This window comes from Bacillus cereus group sp. BfR-BA-01355 (assembly GCF_022663675.1).
Lineage (GTDB): Bacteria > Bacillota > Bacilli > Bacillales > Bacillaceae_G > Bacillus_A > Bacillus_A thuringiensis_S.
In genome coordinates, this window is the sequence record NZ_JAKUFY010000065.1 from 1 (window position 1) to 23,465 (window position 23,465).

The window sequence follows — 23,465 nt, forward strand, 5'->3', positions numbered from 1 at the left end:
TCTTTTGCTTGCTCATGCGTTAATTTTCCAGATTTCTTTTGCTCTAAAATCGACTTCGCTTTTGCTTTCGCCTGATCATCTAATCCTGCAAACATGTCTTTACGCTTCTCTTTCTCCGGAAGCTTTACACCTAGTTTCTCTAACTGTTTCTTTGTATCGTCCATAATTGTTTTTACTTTTTGTTTTGTAGCGTCATCCAAATCCTTTTTCGCCGTTTTTGTAGACTGTTCAGCTGCTGGAGTATTCGTTGCCGCGAATGCCGGAATACCGACTCCTCCAATGATTCCGAATGATAAAGCACCTGCAATCGCTAAATACCCAACTGTTTTCTTCTTCATAGGAAATTTCCTCCTTCATATTTCTAAAGCATGTACACTTTCGTATACAATGCCAATAGTAATGTTGGTTTCTTAAAATTCCCTTAACGTTTCGAATAAAAAACACCGCTCATAATGAGCGGTGTTTCTCTATGCTTTTTGTAATTGTAACTCTTCACGTTCCATTATTTTTCTTAATACGATTGTTTGTGTCATTGTAAATAAGTTACCTGTTATCCAGTACAATACAAGTCCTGATGGCGCCGCAAACCCCATAAATAGAATCATTGCCGGCATCATAATTTGCTGTATCTTTAGCATCTGTACTTGTTCTCCAGGTGTAATATTAGATTGGAAAACTTTCATCTGAATAAATGTCGTTAACGCTGCAATAATCGGTAATATATGATATGGATCTGCATGTCCTAAGTTCACCCATAAAAAAGAAGATGTGCGAATCTCTTCCGTTCTGCTAATCGCATAATACAAAGCAGAGAAAATCGGCATTTGTATAAAAATTGGCCAGCAACCAGCAAGTGGATTCCAACCGCCTGATTTCATTAGCTCTGACATTTCTTTTTGATACTGCTTTTGTTTTTCAAGATCTTTGCCTACATCACCGTACTTTTTCTTTAGCTTCTGCAATTCAGGTTGCATTTTCTTCATTTTCGCTTGGCTACGATATTGTGAAACAGCTAATGGAATCATCGCTGAACGAATAACGAGCGTCATAATAATGATTGCAATCCCAAAGCTAGCTCCAGGTATATGATGAGCAACAAATTGAATCATAAACGAGATTGGATATACGAAATAATGATCCCAAATCCCAGTACTATGTGCATCAATTGGGGCTGCATTACTGCAGCCAGATAAAACAAAAACAAGTAATAATGATAAACTAACGAGCACAGCTCGGTATGATTTTAACATGTTCATTCCTCCAATGTTTCGTAATTATTTAGCGAAACATTGGTGTATACGGACCGACCTCATCATTCTCTTCACTTGATTCTTGTCTACGTACAGAACGAATCATTCCATATTTATAAAAAATAGAAAATAGCGGTACATTTCCCGCACTATCTTCACATGTATCAACTAACGCAAAAGCTCTTTGTCTACCGCTTGATGCTTGTTGACGCACAAAGCGAGAAACATTAGCAAGGAAGAAAACTTCTAATAAACAAAGTGCCGTCGTTACAAACGATATATATAAAATTGCATCCTGCAATAAAAATTCCATCGCTTCACATCCTTAATAAGGTCATTTTAGCACATTAGGCAAACATTCTCTATTTCCTTTTATTTTCAAAAAAAGTATTTTGCATATTTTCTCAAGAAAACAATAATTAAGAAACGTTGTATTCGCTTTCTTTAGTATATTCACGCACATCAATGAATAGGCTTGATTTATTAGAAATTTATAAAATTTTTGCATTATAATAAAACTATTGCCAGTTTTTGAAAAAACCTTTATTCTCTTCTTGTAATCAAAAATGAATATGGAGATGAAACATACTATGGGTCAACTAGGAGACGCCGATTACGTTCCCGACACCGCCTTTTTATCCTTCCCAGCAGCTAAAACATTTCATTTAGAATTTATGATACAGTTGGTTGTTATTTTTATAGCTTCTATTTTGTATGCAATTTCTATGAATATGTTTTTTATCCCGCATAATATGATTAGCGGTGGATTCGCTGGTGTAGGGATGATTATCGGTTATTTAATGCACTACAATATCGGTGCACTTATCTTTTTACTAAACATTCCTCTTCTTATTTTAAGTCACTTTTACTTAGGCAAGAAGACAACCTTTTTAACAGCGTACTTTGTAGCTGTGTCATCTTTAGCGATGAATATTATCCCGGTACACCAAGTTTCAGACGATATTTTACTTTCTTCTGTATTCGGTGGTGTTATCTGCGGAGCAGCTTCAGGAATTATATTCCGATTTGCTTCTTCAACAGGTGGTTTTGATGTTGTTGGATTGATTGTAGCAAAATATCGAGATGTTTCAATCGGAGCAATCATATTTGTATTCAACTTAATCTTACTTGTCGCAGCAGGTTTTATTTTCGGATGGGATATTACACTTTATACGTTAATTAGTCGATTTGTAGTCAGCAAAGTTATCGATGCTGTGCATACGAAACATATTAAATTAACGATAATGACTATTACAGAAAAAGGCGAGGAAATAAAAAGCGCACTACTACATCACGGCATACGCGGGGTGACAATGGTAGACGCTGTCGGCGGCTATACAAACCATAAGAAAAAAATGATTTACACTGTCGTGACTCGCTATGAGTTAGGCGAAATGAAACGTATTATCCGTCAAGTGGATAACAAAGCATTTATGAACATTACTGAAACAGTTGAAATTGTCGGCCGTTTCAAACGTATATAAAAAAGGTTAATACATTAAAGGGCATAACATATTAGTCATATATACTATGTTATGCCCTTTGTTATTCAACTAACGCACCCTTTAGCATAATAAAATCACGAAGTTTATTACTACAAATCGGAGGATAGCATTCCATATACAAAACTATCTGTCCATTCATTTTTATTCCAAAAATCTTGTATGAAATGGGCTTCCTTTCTCATACCTATTCGTTCACACAATTTTTTTGAAGCTGTATTACGTGCATCAAGATTAGCTTGTATACGATGTACATTACATTCATTAAATAATTTAAATACCAAACTACTTACTGCTTCTGTTGCCAAACCTCTTCCAACTACTTCATTTGAAAAACTATAACCAATCTCAACAGTATCCTTCATATTTGTGTACCATACGGATAAATCACCAACTACTTTAGTCTTGTATATAACTGCCAAACTTAATATTGATTCTTCAGTAAGTGCATTGTTTGCTAGCTTCTTATTAAATCTTTTCTGCATGTCTTCATGAGTCCACTTATTATGTAATAGGAACTTACATGTATCATCATTATTATAAATAGCAAATACATCCTGTAAATCAGTACTCTTAAAAGGTCTAATTATTAATCTTTCTGTTGTGATCTCCAAGTTAGCTCCCCTCCCTTACATTCATGCTACAAAACATTTTTTATTGTATTTAAGCCTCCTTCTTAGATCTCACCTTGATTACATATTTCATCATAATAAATTAAAATCCTTCTTCCACTAAACTGCATTGTTAATGGTATTTCCTTACGCTTTTTATTTTTTACACTTATTACAAAATCAGATAATTCTATTATTATGTCCCTAAATGTGTTATAATGAAAGCAGACTCACAAAAAAAGAGTATATAGACTTGGAAGTTTCTCTTATTTTACAAGCAAAAAGAAACGAGCAGTCGGGTATATTTCAGGCACCATACACGTAACGGTTTAAACAACCGATCATCTTAGTTACTCTTCAATGATCTTTTTATAAAAAGATACGTACAATTAAAACTCACTTCAATATACTATACCTACCTTTTTGACTTCCAAATCATCTTATTACATAGGGAGATGAACATATGAATCAATATATACGATATACAATAGCTGTCCTGTTTGCTATTATCGGCGGTACGATTTGTTTCTGGACAAACACACAGCTTGGAGAGAATATCATTTTTAATGGAATCGAAACACTTGTAAGCGCTTCAATTTTAGGCGGATACATTTACTTCCTCTTCAATCCAGAAGAAAATGCTCAGAAAACAATGTTATTAACAATGATTGGAATCGTTGGTGGATGTATTTCCTACTCAATGACAAACTATACATTACCACTTCAATTAAGCTCAGCTTTCTTCCACGGTCTATGGACTTGGTTCATTGCATTCTGCTTAGCAGACGTATTCAACCTATTACAAGACAATGAAGAAGATAGCGGTCGCCAAATTGAAAGTAACTCTTAAGCTGGAAGGAATTCTTCCAGCTTTTTTATGTTGGTTTGCATACACCGGCACTACAATAAAAAGAAGCTACCCAACGGCAACTTCTTTTCCACATACCCCACTTCGTATTCACTTAAATATATCAACGATTTTTCAAATATATCGATCGTTTCTCCACTTATATCAACGATTTTTTCATTATATCAACGATTCGGCACAAGATATCGATTTAACGACAACCTTAGACATCCAAAACGTACAACATACCCTATCCCCCAAGCAACTTACTGCCGAACTCTACGATTAAAAAGATAATCAATAGGATCGCGAGTATCTTTAATGCTACATATGCTACTTTAAAAACAACATAAATGAGCAAGACTATCAAAATAATTGATAAAATTTCCATATTTACTTCCTCCAAGCTTTGCTCTTCTTATCTCATTTTACTCGCCCTAGGCTGTTTATGGAACGGCATAAGATGACATATAAAAAAGAGGATACCTCACCCATCGTAAGATACCCTCTCTTTCAGCTGCTTAAACCATTCTCTTTCTAATTGTAAATATCCCATCTCACTCTTCTCGGCGCTCTTTAATTCTTGATCGGCTTTCTTCATATAAGTACGGGACGCTTCCATATTGCCCTCTACATATTTAATAATCCCTTGTGTACGGTAATATCCACTTAGGTCCATTTTTGTAATAGCCTTTGCATGTTCCTTTGCTTCTTGCAAAGAAAGACTATCCATCTGATAAAGGGCTTTATATAAAAGGTACCAACTATGAAAACTACTAACGAAAAACTTATTTTCTTTCGTTACAGGTAATTGAACAATTCGTTCTATATACGGTATCGCTCTTTCCATTCCCTCTTGATCTGCACGAGCAAAAAAGACGAGCATAAGTCTACTCATTATCTCCCTTATCCCTTTATTCTCTTTTATTTTCTCCTCACTCAATTCTACTAATCTTTCATCCCAATCTTTCGGTCTTTTATAACTAAATAACTCACTCGATATTTGAATCTCATATAAGTGATTTCTAGCTCTTTCATCATCTTTAATTAAAATAAGAAATTGCATCCCATCACTCATAAGCATTCCTTTTATCGGCACAATTGTAACCGCAAAGATTGCAAAATGGAAAAAGGAAAAATATAAAAGATATTGATAATAACTCACCATGTATATGTAACCGGAAGTAATACCAAATAGTAAACTCGTAATCGGTCCACCTAAAGTGAGCCACGCCCACTTTTTCGAAAGATTCGGTGTCTCTATAGAAGGTGGTACTAATGTTGCAACACCTCCAAAGTACGCCCATAATTTATTTTCTCGAATGCGTAATTTTCCCTTTTCTTTTTGAATAGTAATGGGTCCTACTGTCATAAATTTAAATGTTAAACCACCTATTACACCAAATACTACATGTCCTAGCTCATGAATGGCTAACACTAACAATGAAATTCCAACTATTGCCCATAGGTTCAAAATTACTTCTAATTTCCCAGTTCGGATTACTCCGTATAAAATGGACAGAATTAGCGCCACTGTCATTGAGCCAGCTGGCCTTCTTAAAATATCCACCTTTTTCTCCCCTTAATAAATCATTTTTCTCTGCATTTCGTACATGAACTTCCCGAGATGCAATATCCAAATAAATGAGATTAAGCCAATTAATACAAAATCGATATCACTAGCAGCTGTATATATAACGGCAGCCCACCATACATATGCCAATATTGTATTCGTAAATTCATACGCTTTATATCCAGCCTCATGCACAATGTGCTTTAATCCTTCATCTGCGTTTTTCGTCCACATTTTCATAGATTCCATATACGTTACACCTTGTTCAGGGTATAGCTTATTATAACGATTTTTTGTTATGAGCCCGATAATCACTACAGTAGTTAAACAAACAATAGAAGCTACTAAATTCCACACCGCAAATGAAACATTAGTATCCTGCAACAGTGCACGTCTACATGTAATAACTGCATATACAAACCATGCCTGCGTCACTATATCACCTACACGTAAATATATACTTATAATGCCTAATTTTCTGCCTTGTACGCTCTCTTCTTCATCGCGTGCCTCCGCTAACATACGCGTATTCTTCCAAGTGTAGTACATCATTAAGATTCCAAAAATAGTACATATGCCTATAAATGTATTGGATGATAATTTTCTCGGTTCATCCGAGAGTAAATTTAAAGCTATATAAGACGTTAAAAAGCCACCCATCATACTTAATGCTATTTTCCCCACAGAATCAAATTGTTTTTTTCGTTTACTCTTCATCATCCTCTTCCCCCTCCACTAACGTGAATATTTCCTCCACCGATACATTGAAAATTTGTGCGATTTTTAACGACAATACAATAGATGGTGCATAATCCCCGCGCTCAATTAAACTAATCGTTTGCCGTGATGATCCAATCGCTTTCCCTAAATCCCCTTGTGATAAACGATGCTTTGCTCGCAATTCCCTCACTCGATTTTGAAGCTTCATGTCTTCCCTCTTTTTCATTTATTTAATTAAAATTGTAAATAATATCCTTATTTTTGTCAATTATAATTGTCATTACGACTATAATAATTGACAAGATACTTATTTCTTATCCTGTATCAAATTCCTATAAAGAATGTAAAATGTGCATTAAACATAGTCTTAACAATAAAATAAAAAAGGCAGTGCTTTTGCACTGCCTTCCTAAATTCTGACATAGAATGGATTTCATATTAGCTTGCGTTTTGTAGTAATACTCGTTTTAACTGTTTGCGGAAACGAACACCTAACGTAATTGCTACGATAACGATAACTCCAACAATGATTTTACCGATATGATCTTCTAGCACTCCAAAGATGTCATGTAAGTTTCCACCTAACCAGTAACCACCGATTAAGAAGAATGATACCCAAAATAGAGCGCCTGAATAAATTGTAATGGCAAAACGACGGAATGGTAAATTAATAATTCCTGCAAAGTATCCTGTGAAATGACGTACACCAGGAATAAAGAAACCAATAAAAATCAGGAAGTACCCATACTTATCAAACCACATTCTCGTTAAATCAATTTTTCTTTGTGTTAAAAATACGTATTTTCCATACTTTTGAATGAAAGGCATACCTAATTTATTTCCTAAAAAGTATTGAATCGTCATTCCTACACTTGTCCCAATAAAGGATAGAATGATTAAAATCGGTAAACTTAAATCACCCTTCTGCGCTAAAAATCCCGCATATGCTAATGTGGGCTCTCCCGGAAACGGAAGTGCAATATATTCTAACAGCAAGCCGACAAGTACAACATAGTACCCGTATTGCTGAAATAATTCATGAATCCATTCCATGTCATCTCTCCTTTCAATCACGTACAACTTCTTACTATTATTGTATAAAAAAATTGTCGAAATAACTATCACAATAGCTTACATTTTTATTACATTTTTGTAAGGGTCACACTAATGATTTCCGTTCTTTATTAATTAGTAAAAATCATTTTTTAAGTCGAAATAACAAAAAGACGCATTAATATCATGCAAATTTTATCCATTTTTTAACACTTAAAAACCCCTCTAATTTTGTTCTCAATAAAAAACCACCACAAACTCATCCTAACTTCATATTAGCTTCATATACGTATTGTAAGATTATATCGGAATTTGTTGAAAAATTTAACCAATATATGACTAAGCATTAATTTGAATAAATATAAGTCGTTTTCGAAATTGAAAAAAGGGTGAATACGAAATGGAAGCATATAAAATGCACGATTTTATTAATACAAATGTTGAATCTCATCAAAATGAAACCGTTTTTAATTTACACATGTGTGAAACAAGTGAATTTGACGTAAGTTTAACAAAATCTACAACACTATCTTTTATCGTTTCAAAAAAGAATATTAAAATTGTCACGAAAAAATGGATTAATTCAAATCAAGAAAGCATGATTGGCAAAAGCTACATCATTCCAACAAAAGCTTTTCATTATTTCTTACCAATCATTTCTGAAAATGAAGATGAGCTAAATATTCAAGTTCAAAGTTTTGGACTACGTGGTGAGCTTTTATTAAATGAAAGATTACTTATTGATAAAAACAACAAACACAACAGCAAAATCACTGCATTCTTTGAAACATTAGATGAAAATGTAAATAAAGCTTTACGAGGATTACAACTTCATTGTATGTAAGACTATTACGATAGTAAAAGGAGAATAACAATGAAAAAATTATTATTAAGCGCACTATTATCATTAGGATTTTTAACTCTTCCATTCGCTAGCGCAGAGGCCGCTACAACGAAAGATCAATTAATCGTAAACACTCAGTTAAATAAAATGGATTATTATCAGGATGGAAAATTTATAAAAAGTTTTACTGTCGCTACTGGAAAAGCAGCAACACCTACACCTAAAGGAACTTTTCAAATCGTAAATAAAATTAAAAACCGCCCTTATTATACAGGCAAAATTAAAGGCGGCGATCCACGTAATCCACTTGGTGACCGTTGGCTCGGATTAAATATGGCAGGAACTTACGGAACAACTTATGCAATTCACGGAACTAACAATAATCAAGCAATCGGCAAAGCAACAACACTTGGTTGTATTCGTATGTATAACAATGATATACACTGGTTATTTGAGCGCGTTCAGCAGCAAGCTACTGTCACTGTAAAATAGCCTAAAAACAAGATTTATGTGTAGCCAAGAATTTTATGTCTTGGCTTATTTTATTTATTCATTTACAGTAGCAAAACAACTGTATTTACATATATAATAGGAATAGATTTGATTAGCTGATATTTAAACATTGATAAACGTAGATATTAAAATTATACAGTTATAATGTTTTATAAATTTTATAATACATACTATAATAGAACTACTGTAATTCTGAACTATTCAGTAACACTAAACTATTCCCCTTGCTACCTTCATGATTATTTTATAGCGGGGGCTTATTATATGTATAAACAATCTGAGTCACTCGAAAAATGATGAATTCGAATATTGCAGTAAAAAGCGTTATTTAGGAGGTGTTACTATGACGCATATACTGGTGATTGAAGACAACCCAGATATACAAGAACTAATTCGTGAATTTCTAATGGCACAAAACTTTACTGTTGATGTAGTTGGTGCTGGAACAGAAGGTATTCTTCTTTTCCAAAAAAATTCATACGATCTTGTCCTCCTCGATGTAATGTTACCAGATATAGATGGCTATAGTATTTGTAAAATTATGCGAGGACAATCTGATGTACCAATCATTATGTTAACAGGCTTACATAATGAAGAAAGTGAAATTAAAGGATTTGAGTTAGGTATTGATGACTATATTACGAAACCGTTCCATTACACTGTATTTATTAAGCGTGTAGAGGCTGTATTAAGAAGGGCAGCAACGAAGGAAGCAGAAGCTGCAACTATACTACAATTCCATGAATTGATGTTAAACTCTACAGCATATGCAGCTTATGTTCATGGTAATCAAATTGAATTGACAACAAAAGAATTTGAAATTATTTATACTTTACTGCAAAATCGAGGAAAAGTATTATCAAGAAGTGATTTGTTGAATAAGGTATGGGGCTATGAACATTATGGTGATGTAAGAGTTATAGATACACATATTAAAAACTTAAGAAAAAAATTAGGAATTACTTATATTAAAACGGTGAAAGGCATTGGCTACAAAATCGAATCGTAGCAAAGACAACATCACCAAAAATATTTTCATCAAAACCTTATTATTTTGTATTCTTTTATCACTTTGTCTTTATCAAATTATTTACTTTCTAGCTTCAAACTACGATAAAGAACATTTTGCGAAAGAAAATGGAACGCCGACTACAGAACAGGCGGATTTAGATAAGCAAAACAATCAAAGTAAAACGAATCAAAATAAAGCTGTGTCAGAGGGAAGTATTTCCAATTTCCAATCTTCTATTATAGATTATAAATCTCTTTCTACAGCTATCAATCACCTTTTGGAGCCTAGCCAAACTGCAAAAGCAAAAGAACATACACAAAACCTTTCGGGGAAAAATAGCACTTCTAATCCGCTTACAGAAGCAGAAAAGAAAGCCGCTAATAATGATGCCTTACATACACAAAATGCAGCAAGTAAAATAAATGATAATCCAAAGTTAGCAGATGCGTTGCAGCAATTAGCTCCACATATTGGCGCGACAATGCTTGCATTATCACTACTCGGATCTTTAATTTATACAAAACTAATTGCCAAACCTTTTCAATATATGAGCGATGCTTTAAAAGATATTATGAATCTTGATTTCTCAGATAAAAAACTACTTAACAAAAATACAGATCAAACAGATTTTAATTTGCAAGTAGCCGCTTCACAAGTACCAAATATTGTGAAGAATTTACATGCAAGCAATCAAGATTTAAGAAATGAGCTCAAAAAGGAACAACAATTAGAGCAATCTCGTAAAGAATTTATGTCTATGGTATCCCATGAATTAAAAACACCAATCGCAGCCGTTATGGGACAACTAGATGGCATGATTCACGGAATTGGAGCTTATAAAGATAGAGATAAATATTTAAAACGTTCCTATGAAATGATGCAAGATATTAACATATTAACGGAAAAAATGTCGGAATTATCCAAAATACAAAACCCTCAATTTAAACCGAATTTAGAAGTCATTTCTTTATCTAATATTATTGAGGATGTTATGAAGAAAGTAGATTACTTTGTATCTGTAAAACAATTAAATGTACAATCTAATATTAAACACGACGTACAAATTTTAGCTGATCCTAAATTTATTCAAACTGCTATTTTTAACATTATTTCAAATGCAATTCATTATACAATTGACCACCAGCACGTATATATAAAGCTTTATGAAAAACCAAACGGTTACGCATTAGAAGTATTAAATACAGGTTCACAAATTGATGAAGATAAACTTGCTCATTTATTTGAGCCTTTCTATCGTGCAAACCCTGATAAACACGGTTTAGTACAAGGTAGCGGTCTTGGATTATATATCGTGAAACAAATATTAGATAAACATCAATTTCCTTACGGAATACAAAACACAGCTCAAGGTGTAAAATGCTCCATTGTATTCCCAAAAGCAATGTAGCATTCACTATAATTACATACCCCAAACTCATACTTTATGTGTGAGTGGCGGAATTTTGTAGAGTGTCTTACTCTGTTTCGTTCGCCCGTTATCCTTATTTGGATAGCGGGCGTTTTTTATTACTTAAAAGGAGGATTTTTTATGGATAAGTTTAAATATTCATTGCTCGTTTTATTCGGTGCTTGCAGCTACGGCATACTTTCAACTATTTTCAAACTCGGATTCCTAAGTGGATTTTCAGCACATCAACTATTAGGGGGACAATATGTCTTCGGATGGATTGGACTATTTCTACTCGTTCTTTTCTTTTCACGTCATAAAGTAACAAAAAAACAATTCTTTTCATTACTAACCGTCGGAACAACAATGAGTATGACTGGAATTTTCTACGCTATTTCTGTAGAAGAGCTACCCGCATCTATCGCTGTCGTCCTACTCTTTCAGTTCACTTGGATTGGTGTCATTATCGAAGCAATTGCAAATCGAATATTTCCAAGCCGCGATAAGATCATATCTATCCTTATTTTATTTGCTGGTACATTGTTTGCAGGTGGTATATTTGAAGGCCTCGGACAAAGTTTTTCTACGAAAGGGATTATCTTTGGACTATTAGCTGCTGTCTCTTTTTCATTCTATGTTTTTGCAAGCGGACGCGTTGCTACAGATGTTCCCCCTTATACGAAAAGCTTTCTTATGACAACAAGTGCAACTCTTATCGTATGCCTATTCTTCCCGCCGACCTTTTTAACAGATGGTGCCCTGCAAGCTGGTCTATGGAAATATGCTTTCTTCCTCGGATTATTCGGCGTTGTTGTACCTGTCATTTGTTTTTCAATCGGTGTACCAAAAGTTGGAACAGGACTTAGCACGATATTAGGTGCAGCTGAATTACCAACTGCTATTATCGCTTCTATTACACTTGTACATGAAGTCGTAACCTTCATGCAGTGGATTGGAATTATTTTTATATTGCTTGGAATTTTCACTCCCCAGCTGCTTACGGCTAGGAAAGAAAGGAAACATAATCGCGTGCATAGCGCTTGAAAAAAATACAGAATTTATATAAAGTAAAACTTTAATTAGTGGGGGTTTTGTTCATCCCCCACTGATTATCAGCCCTCACCAATCGGGCTTTTACGGGCAGTTGATCCCCACCTAACTTCTTCGCTTTCGCTGAATTTTGAGGTGGAGTCTTACTGCCCGTTAATGCGGGATAAAAATATAACTGCAATTAAAATAAGTAAATTTATCGGGAGGTATAAATGACTATTTTAAGCATCGTATTTTTTGCTATTATGTGTATCTTCTTCCTAATAAGATATATGAAAGAAAAGAAATTTTACGATTTACTTCTCATTCCCGTTTGTATATATGCAGGAGCAGTGAAAACTCCTTTCGTAGAGTACTTAAACTTTAATACTACATTTAAAATAACGTATGATATTGCAGCTATTATTCTTGTAATCCTTGCTGTACTTTTCTTTTTGAAAGATAAGAAAGAGAATCATACTGCATAACAAAAGACCTTTCATTTACTTGAAAGGTCTTTTTCTCTATCTCATTTTGCCGCTCCATACAGCTTCTCTATCTCATGCTCAATTTGTTTTACATCGATTCGCTCAAATAATGGCTGCACGCTATCAATTCTATTCGGCAACGTATTTTGCGGTTCCCAATTTCGGTTCACAATCGACAATGTGCTTCGAACTCTTTCACTTGAAAATGGTAAAAATGGTTCAAGGAGATTTGCAAAATTAGCAATAAGATAAATACAATTATAAATCGTTTCTTCACATGAAACTGGATTATCTTCTCTTTCTTTCCAAGGCTGCCTCTCATCAAAGTATTTATTTGCAAAACGTACGGCATCGAATATTGTTTCTAGCGCCACCTTAAATGTAGTTTGCTCAATCGCCTCTCCTACATTTTTATATAATCCTTCTACTTTATCCTTCAGTTCTACATTGATAGTTCCCTGCGGCACAATGCCATCATAATATTTTTCAATAAACTTTAATGTCCGGTTCACGAAGTTCCCGTATGCACCTAACAGTTCACTATTATGACTGTAAATGAATTCACGCCATGAAAAATCAGTATCACGATTTTCTGGTGCATTTACTGTTAAAAAGTAACGAATAGAATCTGGATTGTAACGTTCTAATATGTCAGGCACCCATACTGCCCAGTTTTTACTCGTAGATAACTTTCTTTTTTCAACTGTTAAATACTCATTCGAAACGATATGACGCGGGATTGCTTCCTCTCCTATTCCAAGTAAAACCGCTGGCCAAATGATGGAGTGAAATGGAATATTATCCTTGCCGTGTACATAATATGTTTGCGCATCGCTATTCCAAAACTCATGATCATCTTTTCCTGTTTCTTCAGCCCAATATTTACTCGCTGAATAATATCCTGCCACTGCTTCTATCCATACGTAAATTTTCTTATCTTCATACCCTTTCACTGGAATTGGTACCCCGATTGGTAAATCTCTTGATACAGCCCTATCTTGTAACCCTTCCTTTACATATCTTTCCGTTAATTGAATTGCATTATCACGCCATGTTCCTTTTTCTTTTGCGATTTCTACAACTTTTTTAATTTGCTGCTGAAATGTATGCAATGCAAAATAAAAATGCTCTGTTTCCTCTACAGATGGTGTACTACCACATAACTTGCATGTCTTTTCTAACAAATCGAGTGGATCTAAAATAGCTGAACACGCATCGCATTGATCGCCTCTTGCTGCTTCATGGCAATGTGGACATATTCCTTCTACATAACGATCCGGTAAAAACTGCGTACACGTTTTACAGTACGCTTGTTCCACTGTTTTTTTATAAATATAGCCTTCTTCCAATAAACGTAAAAAAACTTTTTGAACAGTTTCATGATGATGCTCGCTATCGGTACGTGTATAGCAATCATACGTAAAACCGAGATCACGAAAACATCGCTGGAATTCTTCATGGTACTTATTAGCAATTTCTTTTGCTGTCACACCTTCTTGTTTTGCTCTAATTGCAATCGGTGTTCCATTACAATCACTGCCCGAAACATACAACACATTCTCACCTTTTGCCCGGTAATAACGTGCTAAAATATCTCCAGGTAACAAACTCGCAATATGACCAAGATGTAACGAGCCATTTGCATACGGCCAAGCGCCTCCAATAAAAATACTCATCTTACATTCCTCCTTTTAAATATAAAAAAGCCCCGCCCTTATCTTAAAAAAGATAAGGGCAGGGCTGTATAAACAGTCGCGGTACCACCTTATTTCGCCAATTACTCACATAATTAGCCTTAACAAGTACGGAGCTATATGCTCTTATACTGTGGTTTTGATAACGAGTACCAACTCTCGTCGCCGCCTACTATTATCATTTGATAAGTTCAGGACGAAGCTCAAAGGCCATTGTTCAAATGAATATTCTTGCTTCTTCTCAGCTACCGAAGCTCTCTGGAAAGAATGTGTTCATCCTACTTTTCCTTTTCAACGCTTTTACGTATAAAAAGTATTGTACGACTTAATCACAGAAAAATCAAACTTTTATTCAGAAAGAAAAGGAAATCCCATCCCCCTGCCGAATAACTATACGTTCACAAAAGGAGTGATAACATTGAACCAAAAACAACTAAGCACTATTAATGAAAAAAGCTGGAATACAGCTGCTTATGAAGCTTGGACGAATCGCCATGGGGCACCGGAGGATTATGCGAAAAAAATCATGGAAGACCCTATGCGCGAGGTAGATCACTATTTACCTTACATACAATCTCCGAAAGGAAAACATATTATTAATTTACTAGGATCAAAAGGGAATAAGGCCGTTGCTCTCGCCCTTTTAGGCTCTGACGTAACAGTTGTTGATATTTCAGCAAGTAATGCAAAATATGCAAATGAACTTGCTGATGCCGCAGGCGTTTCTATTCATTACATCGTTTCTGATGTACTAGATGTAAATCTCTCCAAATCATTTGATATCGTATTACTGGAGCTTGGTGTACTTCATTACTTTCTAGATTTAAAACCACTTTTCACCAAAATCTCTCAACTACTAAAGCCAGATGGAATACTTATCCTCCGCGATTACCATCCAATATACACAAAGCTATTAGGAGTAGACCACCCATCGTTTCGGGCCAATGGAAATTATTTCGATGAAGAATTGATTGAAGATGATGTTGCTTATAGCATTCTTCTTACAGAAGCGCAGAAAGAATCGTTACCGAAAACAACCATCCGTCGCTGGACATTAGGAGAAATTATTACAACACTCGCCGAAGAACATTTTAAGATTGAAAAACTAATTGAAGAACAGGGACCTCATCAAAAGTGGGTCTTCCCTTCTACTGCCCCAGAAGGAATTGAAGAACAAATACCCGGTCTATATACAATAATTGCGCGAGCATGCAAAAAAGGATCCCTTCACGGATAGGATCCTTTTTGCATGCTCGCGCATATAAGTTGAGGTTGGAGATTACCATAATTCTGTAGAATAGGACACAAGATATTTCAACATTTCGTCTCTGACTTACGTCGTCAAAAAGGGGTATGACCAACATAACGAAGAGTAATGTTTTAGTTGATACTGATAATCGTTATCAACTAATTAGAAGTATACATGATGTTATTTCAAATTTCAATAGCATTTCTAATATTTATTTATGGATTTTATGATATACAAATGTATACATTTTAAGAACTTTTTCTAATACCAATCTGACTCCTTCCATTATCTGCTATAATTTTCATTGAACAGATTAATAACTTCATAATAATGTTTTTATTAATTCCGCTTCAAATATCTATAAATCATAATAAACAGTTTAAATGAGGGTAGGGGTAACGATGAAATATGTTAGTATTCGAAAAAAACTACTGTTCACACTCTTAAGCATTTCTTCTTTATTTAACATTGCTCTTATTGTTATTCTTTCATTCGCCATGAATCAAGCAAGTGAAATCGAAACGTTAAAAAATGATGTATCGAAAAGAGCGACGATTTTAAAAGAACGTGGCGATTGGTTCCAGGCACAAGTTGCTGGTTTACAAGAATATTTGCTATCACATGATCAAAAAGGATTAGATAAGTTCAACCGAGAAGGGAAAAAATTAGCTGATACTAGAGAGAAAGTAACAAGTGACAAGAAGCTCCCAGAAGGAATGAAAGAAGCCATTTTAATGGGAGGAAAATGGCGTAGCGTCATAGATAATGAGGTACTACCTCTTGCGCATGAAGGAAAATGGGACGAAGCATCTAAAATTGCTTTAGCACAAACAGATTATGTAAATGATCTGTTAGGTCGTTTTAATAAATATACAAATGAAGAGAATGAGAAACGTGACGCATTAATTGCTGACGTCGAGTCTTCTTCATCACTTATTCAATATATTATTTTCTTCTCACTCATTACATGTACATTAACGTCTATTTTATTAGCATGGTGGTTCTCTGGTAAACTCGTTAAACCAATTCGACAAATTGATGAGAAGTTGAAAGAATTAGCTTCTCAAGATGGAGATTTAACGGCTAGATTACACGTAACGAGTAAAGATGAAATTGGTGACATTGCAAATTCCTTTAATCAAATGCTCACTAACTTACAGCATATAATAAAACAAGTTCAACAAACATCAACAAGTGTAAAAGAAGCTTCCGAAAATGTATTTATCGAAACAACCGCTTCTATGGAAAATACCGCAAGGACACAAGAAACTATGAATGCTCTTGAACACAATATTCGTTCACAAGTTTCTAGCATTGAAGAAAGTTCAACCTCAATGGATGACATGGCAACGAGTGTTCAGCGTATTGCTGAGGCCGCCTCTTCTGTTACTAGTTTAGCTGTCACAACCTCAGAAAAAGCAGATGATGGGAATAAAGTCATTGAGAAATCTATTACACAAATGCATACAATTAACGAAGCTGTTAACGCTACATCACAAGTAGTTGAGCGACTCATTACACATACAAATCATATCGATACTGCACTTCAATCTATTTCTAATATCGCCGAGCAAACAAATTTACTCGCTTTAAATGCTTCTATTGAAGCAGCTCGTGCTGGTGAACACGGCAAAGGATTCGCTGTTGTTGCTGATGAAGTTAGAAAACTTGCTGAACAATCTCAACTAGCCGCAACTGACATTAACCATTTACTGCATCAAATTCAAGCCGATACAAAAATAGCAAATGACATGATGACACAAGGTCAAGCAGAGGCTTCTGAAGGAATTACGGTTATTCGTACCGCTGGATCTTCATTCTCAGAAATTGTTAACCACATTAACAAAGTCTCTACGCAAATGCAAGAAATGTCTGCAACTGCTGAAGAGATGGCTGCAAGCTCTGAAGAAATGAACGCAGCTTTAAATAATATCGCTTCTATTTCAAACGAAGTTGCTGCAGAAACATCACAAACAGCACATTCAGCTGGTGATCAAGTAAACAAAATGAGTATCGTGGCTAACAAATCATCTGAAATGAAAACAATCGTACAAGAACTTGAAATTCTCGTTTCTCATTTCAAAACAAACGCTTAAAGTGAAAATGACAAAAGCTCAAAGGTATAGGAAAGAAAGTTTTACAGTCTCTCTTTTTTCACTTTAAAATATATCTTTCTATCTCTCATTCCGTCTGCTATAATTCCTAAAGGAAATAAGAAAGCTTTATTCCAACTGGAGTAAAGCTTTCTTTCATTTTTTACATTAATTAATTCTAATACTAAGATTTCACAAAGGAGGCTTTTTATCATATGAATTTTGTAAGTATCAGAAAAAAACTTATGTTCATGATGGGAACGATTTGCGCTTTATTTGGTATCGCCTTAGCATTTATTTTATTTTTTGCTATTGACCAATCTCGTAAAGCTGAAACATTACAAAAAGAAATTTCTCCACTGGCAACAGAATTGAAAGAACGTGGAGATGCTTATCAAGTACAGCTCTCTGCTTTAAGAGGTTATTTACTACAACATGATCAAGTCGAATTAGACAAGTTTAATGAGATGAGTAAACGTCTTGAGGATTCAAAAGATAAACTTCTTTCTAATCCAAATCTTTCTTCGTCCGTAAAAAGCACAATGGAATTAGGGTCTACTTGGAGAAAGTTCGTTGAAGAAAAAGTATTCACTCTTGCAAAAGAACAAAAATGGGAAGAAGCTTTACAAGTAGCTTCTTCAGAAAACGGAACTGTCTATAAAGTAATTGGTGACTTCACAAATTATAGTAATGAACAAGCTACATTACGTGAACAATCTATTGAAAAAATTGACCAATCTGCACTCTTAATCGAATATGTTATTTTCTTATCACTTGTTATTTGTATTGTCGCTGCAATTATTCTTGCATGGTGGTTCTCTGGTAAACTTGTGAAACCAATTCAACAAATTGACACGAAACTAAAAGAGTTAGCTTCTCAAGAAGGTGACTTAACGGCACGTCTACAAGTAAATAGCAACGATGAAATCGGTGCTATCGCAGCATCATTTAATAAAATGTTAGAAAACCTACAACATATTATTAATCGTGTTCAAAAAACATCAGTGGAAGTACAAACCGCTTCTGAAAACATGCTAGAAAAAACGAATACATCACGTGAGGCGACAGTAAGAGTCCAAAGCTCAATGTCTAACTTAAACGCAAGTATTCAATCACAAGCTTCTAGTATGGAAGAAAGTTCAACTGCAATGGACGATATGGCAGTAAGTGTTCAACGTATTGCTGAATCTGCTTCATCTGTAGCGGAACTTGCTGTTGCCACATCTGAACATGCTAGCGATGGAAGTACCGTTATCCAAAAATCCGTTTCACAAATGACAACGATACACGAAGCTGTAAATGCTACGTCAGAAGTGGTTGAACGTCTAATCACTCATACGAAATATATCGATACCGCTGTACAATCTATTTCTAATATCGCTGAGCAAACAAACTTACTTGCTTTAAATGCTTCTATTGAGGCAGCTCGTGCTGGCGAGCAAGGAAAAGGATTTGCTGTCGTAGCTGACGAAGTTCGAAAGCTTGCTGAACAATCTAAAACAGCTGCAACAGACATTAATCAATTACTACATCAAATTCAAAATGATACAGAAACTGCTAGCTCTATGATGTCTCAAGGCCGTTCTGAAGCATTTGAAGGCATTCATGTTATTCGTGAAGCTGGTACTTCTTTCACAACAATTGTAGAACAAGTAAATAAAGTATCTACGCAAATGCAAGACATATCAGCAACTGCTGAAGAGATGGCTGCAAGTGCTGAAGAAATGAATGCTTCACTTAATAACATCGCTTCTATCTCGACTGAAGTATCCAGCGAAACCGCTGCAACGGCACAATCTGCTGAACAGAAAGTTATCGTTATGAATGAAATGACAGTAACTGCTGGAAAAATGAAACAAACAGTTGAAGAGTTAGATCAACTCGTATCTCATTTTAAAACAGAATAGATTTTCAAAAAATATCCCTCTTTCAAAGAGGGATATTTTTTTTGAGCTCATTTCCTGCACATTATGCTCATTTCCGTTATAATGAGAATCGATATCATTAAAATATAGGAGGGGCTGCTTATGTCACAAGAAGCATTTGAAAATAAATTATTGGATAATTTAGAAGCTGTTATTGACCCTGAACTAGGTGTTGATATCGTTAATCTTGGATTAGTGTATGATGTTACAGCAGATGAAAATAATAATGCTGTCATTACGATGACTATGACTTCTATCGGTTGTCCAATGGCTGGGCAAATCGTATCAGACGTTAAAAAAGTATTATCAACAAACGTACCTGAAGTTAATGAAATAGAAGTAAATGTCGTTTGGAATCCACCGTGGTCGAAAGAACGTATGTCACGTATGGCGAAAATCGCATTAGGTATTCGCGACTAGCGGAATAAAGTGAAACTTTATTCCGTGGGGGTTTTGTTCATTCCCCACTGATTATCAGCCCTCACCAATCAGGCTTTTACGGGCAGCAGGGCCCCCACCTAACTTCTTTGCTTCCGATGAATTTTGAGGTGGGGGTCTTACTGCCCTGCAAATAGCGGGATAAAGAAAAAAACCTGACATTCTAGTCAGGTTTTTTTCCTATTATTTTACGCCTACTGCATCATAAGCTTTCGTTACAGCTTGTACAGCTTTAGAATCTTTACCGTATAAATCTTCGGCTGATTGAAGAGCAGCTTGACGCATCATTTTGAAGTCAGAGTTTGCAGTTAAATATTTCGTAAGAGCGCGGTAGTAAATTTTTTCTGTCGCTTCACGGCCCACTCCAGCTACTTTCACGTCGTAATGATCTCCGCCTTCAGATACTAAATAAGCAGCTTTATTATTAATACTACTGTTAATATGAACGCCACCATTATCAGCTGTTCCAGTATAACGTTTACTATAGTGATCTGGGTAACCTTCACCTGGTTTTAATGGGTTTGGAATAGACGCTGGATCTTTTAGTGAACGAAGTGCATCGCCTGGTTTACCAGGTGTATAAATGTCAGCACCTAAATCCCAGCTCTTCTTCTCAACCATAACACCCATAATATCGGATAACGATTCATTTAACGCCCCTGACTCATTTTTATAAACAAGGTTTGCTGTATGTTCAGTTACAGCATGCGTTAATTCGTGACCGATAACATCAAGTCCAGCAGATAATGGAATGAATGTTTTTCCATCGCCATCACCATACATCATTTGCACACCGTTCCAAGCTGCGTTATTCCAGCTCTCCCCTACGTGAACAGTTGAAATAAGCTTCGCACCTTTATCATCGAAAGAGTTACGATTAAATGTTTTTTTGTAGTAATCATATACTTTTCCTGCATTTACATGCGCATCAACTGCAGCTTTATCTTCGAAGAACTTAGATTTACTTTCAACTTCTTCGCCTGTATATCCAAGCCATTGTGAGAATAAATTAAACAAGTTTTCATCCATATTTTCTGCATCAAATGTGTGAATACCTTGTCCTCGTTTACCGTCAAATAAGTTGAATACTCCCGTTTTTTCATCTTGGGCAATTTCAAATGATTGTCTAGCACCTAATACTCCGTAGCCAAACCCTGTAACGTGATCTACAGCATTATATTTCTCAATAACATTTCCATTTGTTGCATCAACAAAATAATGCCAATACCCTGGAGCTGGTTTTGAAATCGATGCCTTAACTAAGTATGCAAGGTAGTAATTACCGTCCTTTTCATATACAAATAAATCTTTTTTCACACCGTCATAATTCTTTACTTTACCAATTTCTTTCTCAATATCTGCCTTTGCAATTGTTTCTGCTTGTTCCGCACTAATGCTTGCAGATGCAGGGATATTTTTATCATCTAAATTCGGAATAACTTGTCCGAAGAATGCTTTTACATTATTCTCTTTATCAAGTGTAACAGTTTGATCAGAACCGTACACAGGAATGTTATTATGTTTCTCAACTAGCTTCACATGTGTCGTGTCAGATTCAGCGTCTTTTTCTTCTCCAACGATATTAAAATGCTTTTCAATATTTCCTGCTAATTTAAACATATCTTTCTTACTCTCTAAGTATTGAAAGACCGTCTCTTTTTTATCTAGTCCTTCCGGTGCTTTCCATTCTTCACCTATGTATGCAGGTGTTTTAAATTCTTGATGATATTGAATTTTTTGTTCTTCCGCTTTCGTTGTCGTTGCCCCAAACGCTCCAAATCCCCCGGCGATAACAGTTAACGCTAATGCTGATGAAATGACTTGCTTTTTCACTATAACATTCCCCATTCCCATAAAGATTTTTGACACTTTTATAAAATTCTGATTTTTACAGCCGATACCTCTACCGAAAATTTGAGAAACATTTTTCAGATAATTCCAATCAAAAAAGAGGACATCCTATCAGATGTCCTCTTTTCTATAAGCCTTTTATTGTTTTTTCAATTCAATTGCTAAATAGTGTGATTGCTCTTTCGCTTGAATGTGAGTATCTTCTTCTACAGATTCTGCTGCATCACGCATAACAAACGTTTCACCATTTATTACACTGCTTCCTCCAATTTGAACAAGATACAATTGACGGCCTTCTCGCACAGGAAAATGAATTTCTTTTCCGGCATCTAACGATAAAGAATATAAATTTGCATCTTGGTGAATTTGAATTGGTGCCTCTCCTTCTACTGGAGATACCATATGGAACCATTCGTTTTCACGCTCGCTCCAATCAAATTTAAACTCACCATAGTTTGGTTTATGATCCGCACGATCTGGTAAAATCCAAATTTGTAATAAACGTAGTGTTTCATTTCCTAAATTATGCTCGCTATGAAATACACCTGTGCCAGCACTCATATATTGAACATGTCCTCGCTCAATTGTTCCGCGGTTCCCCATGCTATCCTCATGTGTTAAAGCACCATCTACAACGTACGAAATGATTTCCATATCACGATGCGGATGCATATCAAAACCAGTTTGTGCCGCTACTAGATCATCATTAATAACACGTAACGCTCCGAGGTTCATGTTATTTGGATTATAGTAATTGGCAAAAGAAAAATGAAAATGTGTATTTAACCAACCATGATTTGCTCTGCCCATATTTTTATGATCAACTTTTCTAAACATATCCTTCACCTCATACTATATCGAATTCGGGATTTATTTTAAAATTTTTTCTCACTGTAATTTTTTTAGTAATTGTAATAATTGATGTTGTTCTTCTACATTTAATTTTTGAAACTGCTCCGCTTGGAATGTTTCTTGAGGCGGGACGATTTCTTCATATAAAACTTTTCCCTTTTCTGTTAACGAAATATATTTTGTAGTACCTTCTTGTTCACGACGAATCCACTCTAGCTGCTCCATTTTATTTAAAAGCTGCGTGATATTTCCCTTCGTAACAAATAGCTTATTTCCAAGCTCTTGCTGCGTTAGACGATTATGCCCTCCAACTTGAGCTAGTACATCAAACTGAGCGGCAGATACATTCCATTCTTTCAAATGCTGATTCGTCTCACGAATACTCTTATTATAAAAGCGTGATAAACGAAACCATAATAGTAATCCGAGTCTATCTTCTGTTTTCATTTCATCACCTCGCTCGTTTCATATCATTAGTTTAGAACTAAACTTTATAAAAGTCAAATACTTATT

The 23,465-nt window shown here is 35.1% G+C and carries 24 protein-coding genes, 1 pseudogene and 1 other annotated feature; of the genes and pseudogenes, 12 read left to right on the top strand and 13 right to left on the bottom strand.

What is annotated here, in order from left to right:
- The 3 genes and pseudogenes from MR167_RS19900 to MR167_RS19910 form a co-directional block, all read right to left on the bottom strand.
- Positions 1 to 338: pseudogene (locus MR167_RS19900) on the bottom strand (hypothetical protein); the annotation flags it as partial.
- Positions 339 to 467: 129 nt separating this feature from the next.
- Complete coding sequence (gene yidC, locus MR167_RS19905) at positions 468 to 1,250, bottom strand: membrane protein insertase YidC (RefSeq protein WP_000920528.1); 783 nt, start codon at positions 1,248 to 1,250, stop codon at positions 468 to 470.
- A gap of 28 nt (positions 1,251 to 1,278) precedes the next feature.
- On the bottom strand, positions 1,279 to 1,563 hold the full coding sequence (locus MR167_RS19910; RefSeq protein ID WP_000394930.1) for a hypothetical protein: 285 nt from the start codon (positions 1,561 to 1,563) through the stop codon (positions 1,279 to 1,281).
- A gap of 277 nt (positions 1,564 to 1,840) precedes the next feature.
- Here MR167_RS19910 and MR167_RS19915 point away from each other — a divergent pair, with 277 nt between their 5' ends.
- Positions 1,841 to 2,734: a YitT family protein gene (locus tag MR167_RS19915; RefSeq protein WP_000530044.1), complete on the top strand. Its 894-nt coding sequence runs from the start codon at positions 1,841 to 1,843 to the stop codon at positions 2,732 to 2,734.
- A 110-nt stretch (positions 2,735 to 2,844) separates the two neighbouring features.
- Here the strand turns inward: MR167_RS19915 and MR167_RS19920 are convergent, their stop codons facing one another.
- Positions 2,845 to 3,366 carry a GNAT family N-acetyltransferase gene (locus MR167_RS19920; RefSeq protein ID WP_000406909.1) on the bottom strand — a complete coding sequence of 174 codons (522 nt, stop codon included), beginning with the start codon at positions 3,364 to 3,366 and terminating at the stop codon, positions 2,845 to 2,847.
- Between the two features lie 460 nt (positions 3,367 to 3,826).
- On the opposite strand from MR167_RS19920, the gene MR167_RS19925 reads away from it, so the two are divergent.
- Positions 3,827 to 4,213, top strand: a complete 387-nt coding sequence (locus MR167_RS19925; RefSeq protein WP_001077773.1) for a DUF3938 domain-containing protein — start codon at positions 3,827 to 3,829, stop codon at positions 4,211 to 4,213.
- Between the two features lie 247 nt (positions 4,214 to 4,460).
- Here MR167_RS19925 and MR167_RS19930 read toward each other — a convergent pair whose 3' ends face one another.
- From MR167_RS19930 to MR167_RS19950, 5 genes are all read right to left on the bottom strand, one after another.
- Positions 4,461 to 4,601: a DUF3985 family protein gene (locus MR167_RS19930; protein ID WP_000404758.1), complete on the bottom strand. Its 141-nt coding sequence runs from the start codon at positions 4,599 to 4,601 to the stop codon at positions 4,461 to 4,463.
- A 96-nt stretch (positions 4,602 to 4,697) separates the two neighbouring features.
- Positions 4,698 to 5,750, bottom strand: a complete 1,053-nt coding sequence (locus tag MR167_RS19935) for a zinc metalloprotease (RefSeq protein WP_002083694.1) — start codon at positions 5,748 to 5,750, stop codon at positions 4,698 to 4,700.
- Between the two features lie 42 nt (positions 5,751 to 5,792).
- On the bottom strand, positions 5,793 to 6,500 hold the full coding sequence (locus tag MR167_RS19940; protein WP_000837717.1) for a DUF3169 family protein: 708 nt from the start codon (positions 6,498 to 6,500) through the stop codon (positions 5,793 to 5,795).
- Positions 6,490 to 6,711 (bottom strand): helix-turn-helix transcriptional regulator, encoded by a 222-nt coding sequence (locus MR167_RS19945; RefSeq protein WP_000776170.1) that lies wholly within the window; start codon positions 6,709 to 6,711, stop codon positions 6,490 to 6,492. Before MR167_RS19945 ends, MR167_RS19940 begins: the two co-directional genes overlap by 11 nt.
- Before the next feature lie 230 nt (positions 6,712 to 6,941).
- On the bottom strand, positions 6,942 to 7,556 hold the full coding sequence (locus MR167_RS19950) for a DedA family protein (protein WP_000454764.1): 615 nt from the start codon (positions 7,554 to 7,556) through the stop codon (positions 6,942 to 6,944).
- Positions 7,557 to 7,956: 400 nt separating this feature from the next.
- On the opposite strand from MR167_RS19950, the gene MR167_RS19955 reads away from it, so the two are divergent.
- The 6 genes from MR167_RS19955 to MR167_RS19980 all read left to right on the top strand — a co-directional run bounded on the left by MR167_RS19955 (position 7,957) and on the right by MR167_RS19980 (position 12,850).
- Positions 7,957 to 8,400 carry a DUF3978 domain-containing protein gene (locus tag MR167_RS19955; RefSeq protein ID WP_000388763.1) on the top strand — a complete coding sequence of 148 codons (444 nt, stop codon included), beginning with the start codon at positions 7,957 to 7,959 and terminating at the stop codon, positions 8,398 to 8,400.
- A gap of 30 nt (positions 8,401 to 8,430) precedes the next feature.
- The gene (locus tag MR167_RS19960) at positions 8,431 to 8,892 is read left to right on the top strand and encodes a L,D-transpeptidase (RefSeq protein ID WP_000735061.1); all 462 of its coding nucleotides are present in this window, start codon (positions 8,431 to 8,433) and stop codon (positions 8,890 to 8,892) included.
- Between the two features lie 364 nt (positions 8,893 to 9,256).
- Positions 9,257 to 9,922, top strand: a complete 666-nt coding sequence (locus tag MR167_RS19965; RefSeq protein WP_000148834.1) for a response regulator transcription factor — start codon at positions 9,257 to 9,259, stop codon at positions 9,920 to 9,922.
- Complete coding sequence (locus tag MR167_RS19970; protein WP_242315302.1) at positions 9,900 to 11,333, top strand: sensor histidine kinase; 1,434 nt, start codon at positions 9,900 to 9,902, stop codon at positions 11,331 to 11,333. Before MR167_RS19965 ends, MR167_RS19970 begins: the two co-directional genes overlap by 23 nt.
- A 141-nt stretch (positions 11,334 to 11,474) precedes the next feature.
- Positions 11,475 to 12,377, top strand: a complete 903-nt coding sequence (locus tag MR167_RS19975; protein WP_000357149.1) for an EamA family transporter — start codon at positions 11,475 to 11,477, stop codon at positions 12,375 to 12,377.
- Positions 12,378 to 12,595: 218 nt separating this feature from the next.
- On the top strand, positions 12,596 to 12,850 hold the full coding sequence (locus MR167_RS19980; protein WP_000154129.1) for a hypothetical protein: 255 nt from the start codon (positions 12,596 to 12,598) through the stop codon (positions 12,848 to 12,850).
- A gap of 41 nt (positions 12,851 to 12,891) precedes the next feature.
- On the opposite strand, the gene metG is transcribed toward MR167_RS19980, so the two are convergent.
- Positions 12,892 to 14,526, bottom strand: a complete 1,635-nt coding sequence (gene metG, locus MR167_RS19985; RefSeq protein ID WP_000021588.1) for a methionine--tRNA ligase — start codon at positions 14,524 to 14,526, stop codon at positions 12,892 to 12,894.
- 51 nt (positions 14,527 to 14,577) lie between these two features.
- Positions 14,578 to 14,848 (bottom strand) — a binding site (T-box leader).
- A gap of 114 nt (positions 14,849 to 14,962) precedes the next feature.
- Between metG and MR167_RS19990 the strand changes: the two genes are divergently transcribed.
- The 4 genes from MR167_RS19990 to MR167_RS20005 all read left to right on the top strand — a co-directional run bounded on the left by MR167_RS19990 (position 14,963) and on the right by MR167_RS20005 (position 20,231).
- Positions 14,963 to 15,781, top strand: a complete 819-nt coding sequence (locus MR167_RS19990; RefSeq protein ID WP_086391172.1) for a class I SAM-dependent methyltransferase — start codon at positions 14,963 to 14,965, stop codon at positions 15,779 to 15,781.
- A gap of 413 nt (positions 15,782 to 16,194) precedes the next feature.
- Positions 16,195 to 17,889, top strand: coding sequence for a methyl-accepting chemotaxis protein (locus MR167_RS19995; protein ID WP_242315304.1), 1,695 nt, complete (start codon positions 16,195 to 16,197; stop codon positions 17,887 to 17,889).
- A 212-nt stretch (positions 17,890 to 18,101) separates the two neighbouring features.
- Positions 18,102 to 19,793 carry a methyl-accepting chemotaxis protein gene (locus MR167_RS20000; protein ID WP_001012200.1) on the top strand — a complete coding sequence of 564 codons (1,692 nt, stop codon included), beginning with the start codon at positions 18,102 to 18,104 and terminating at the stop codon, positions 19,791 to 19,793.
- 120 nt (positions 19,794 to 19,913) lie between these two features.
- Positions 19,914 to 20,231 carry a metal-sulfur cluster assembly factor gene (locus tag MR167_RS20005; protein ID WP_000076424.1) on the top strand — a complete coding sequence of 106 codons (318 nt, stop codon included), beginning with the start codon at positions 19,914 to 19,916 and terminating at the stop codon, positions 20,229 to 20,231.
- 201 nt (positions 20,232 to 20,432) lie between these two features.
- On the opposite strand, the gene nprB is transcribed toward MR167_RS20005, so the two are convergent.
- The 3 genes from nprB to MR167_RS20020 all read right to left on the bottom strand — a co-directional run bounded on the left by nprB (position 20,433) and on the right by MR167_RS20020 (position 23,399).
- Positions 20,433 to 22,082: a neutral protease NprB gene (nprB, locus tag MR167_RS20010; protein ID WP_000745125.1), complete on the bottom strand. Its 1,650-nt coding sequence runs from the start codon at positions 22,080 to 22,082 to the stop codon at positions 20,433 to 20,435.
- A gap of 156 nt (positions 22,083 to 22,238) precedes the next feature.
- A complete protein-coding gene (locus MR167_RS20015; RefSeq protein ID WP_242315306.1) occupies positions 22,239 to 22,937 on the bottom strand; it encodes a pirin family protein in 699 nt (232 codons plus the stop codon).
- A gap of 51 nt (positions 22,938 to 22,988) precedes the next feature.
- Positions 22,989 to 23,399, bottom strand: a complete 411-nt coding sequence (locus MR167_RS20020) for a MarR family winged helix-turn-helix transcriptional regulator (protein ID WP_000845462.1) — start codon at positions 23,397 to 23,399, stop codon at positions 22,989 to 22,991.
- Between the last annotated feature and the right edge of the window lie 66 nt (positions 23,400 to 23,465).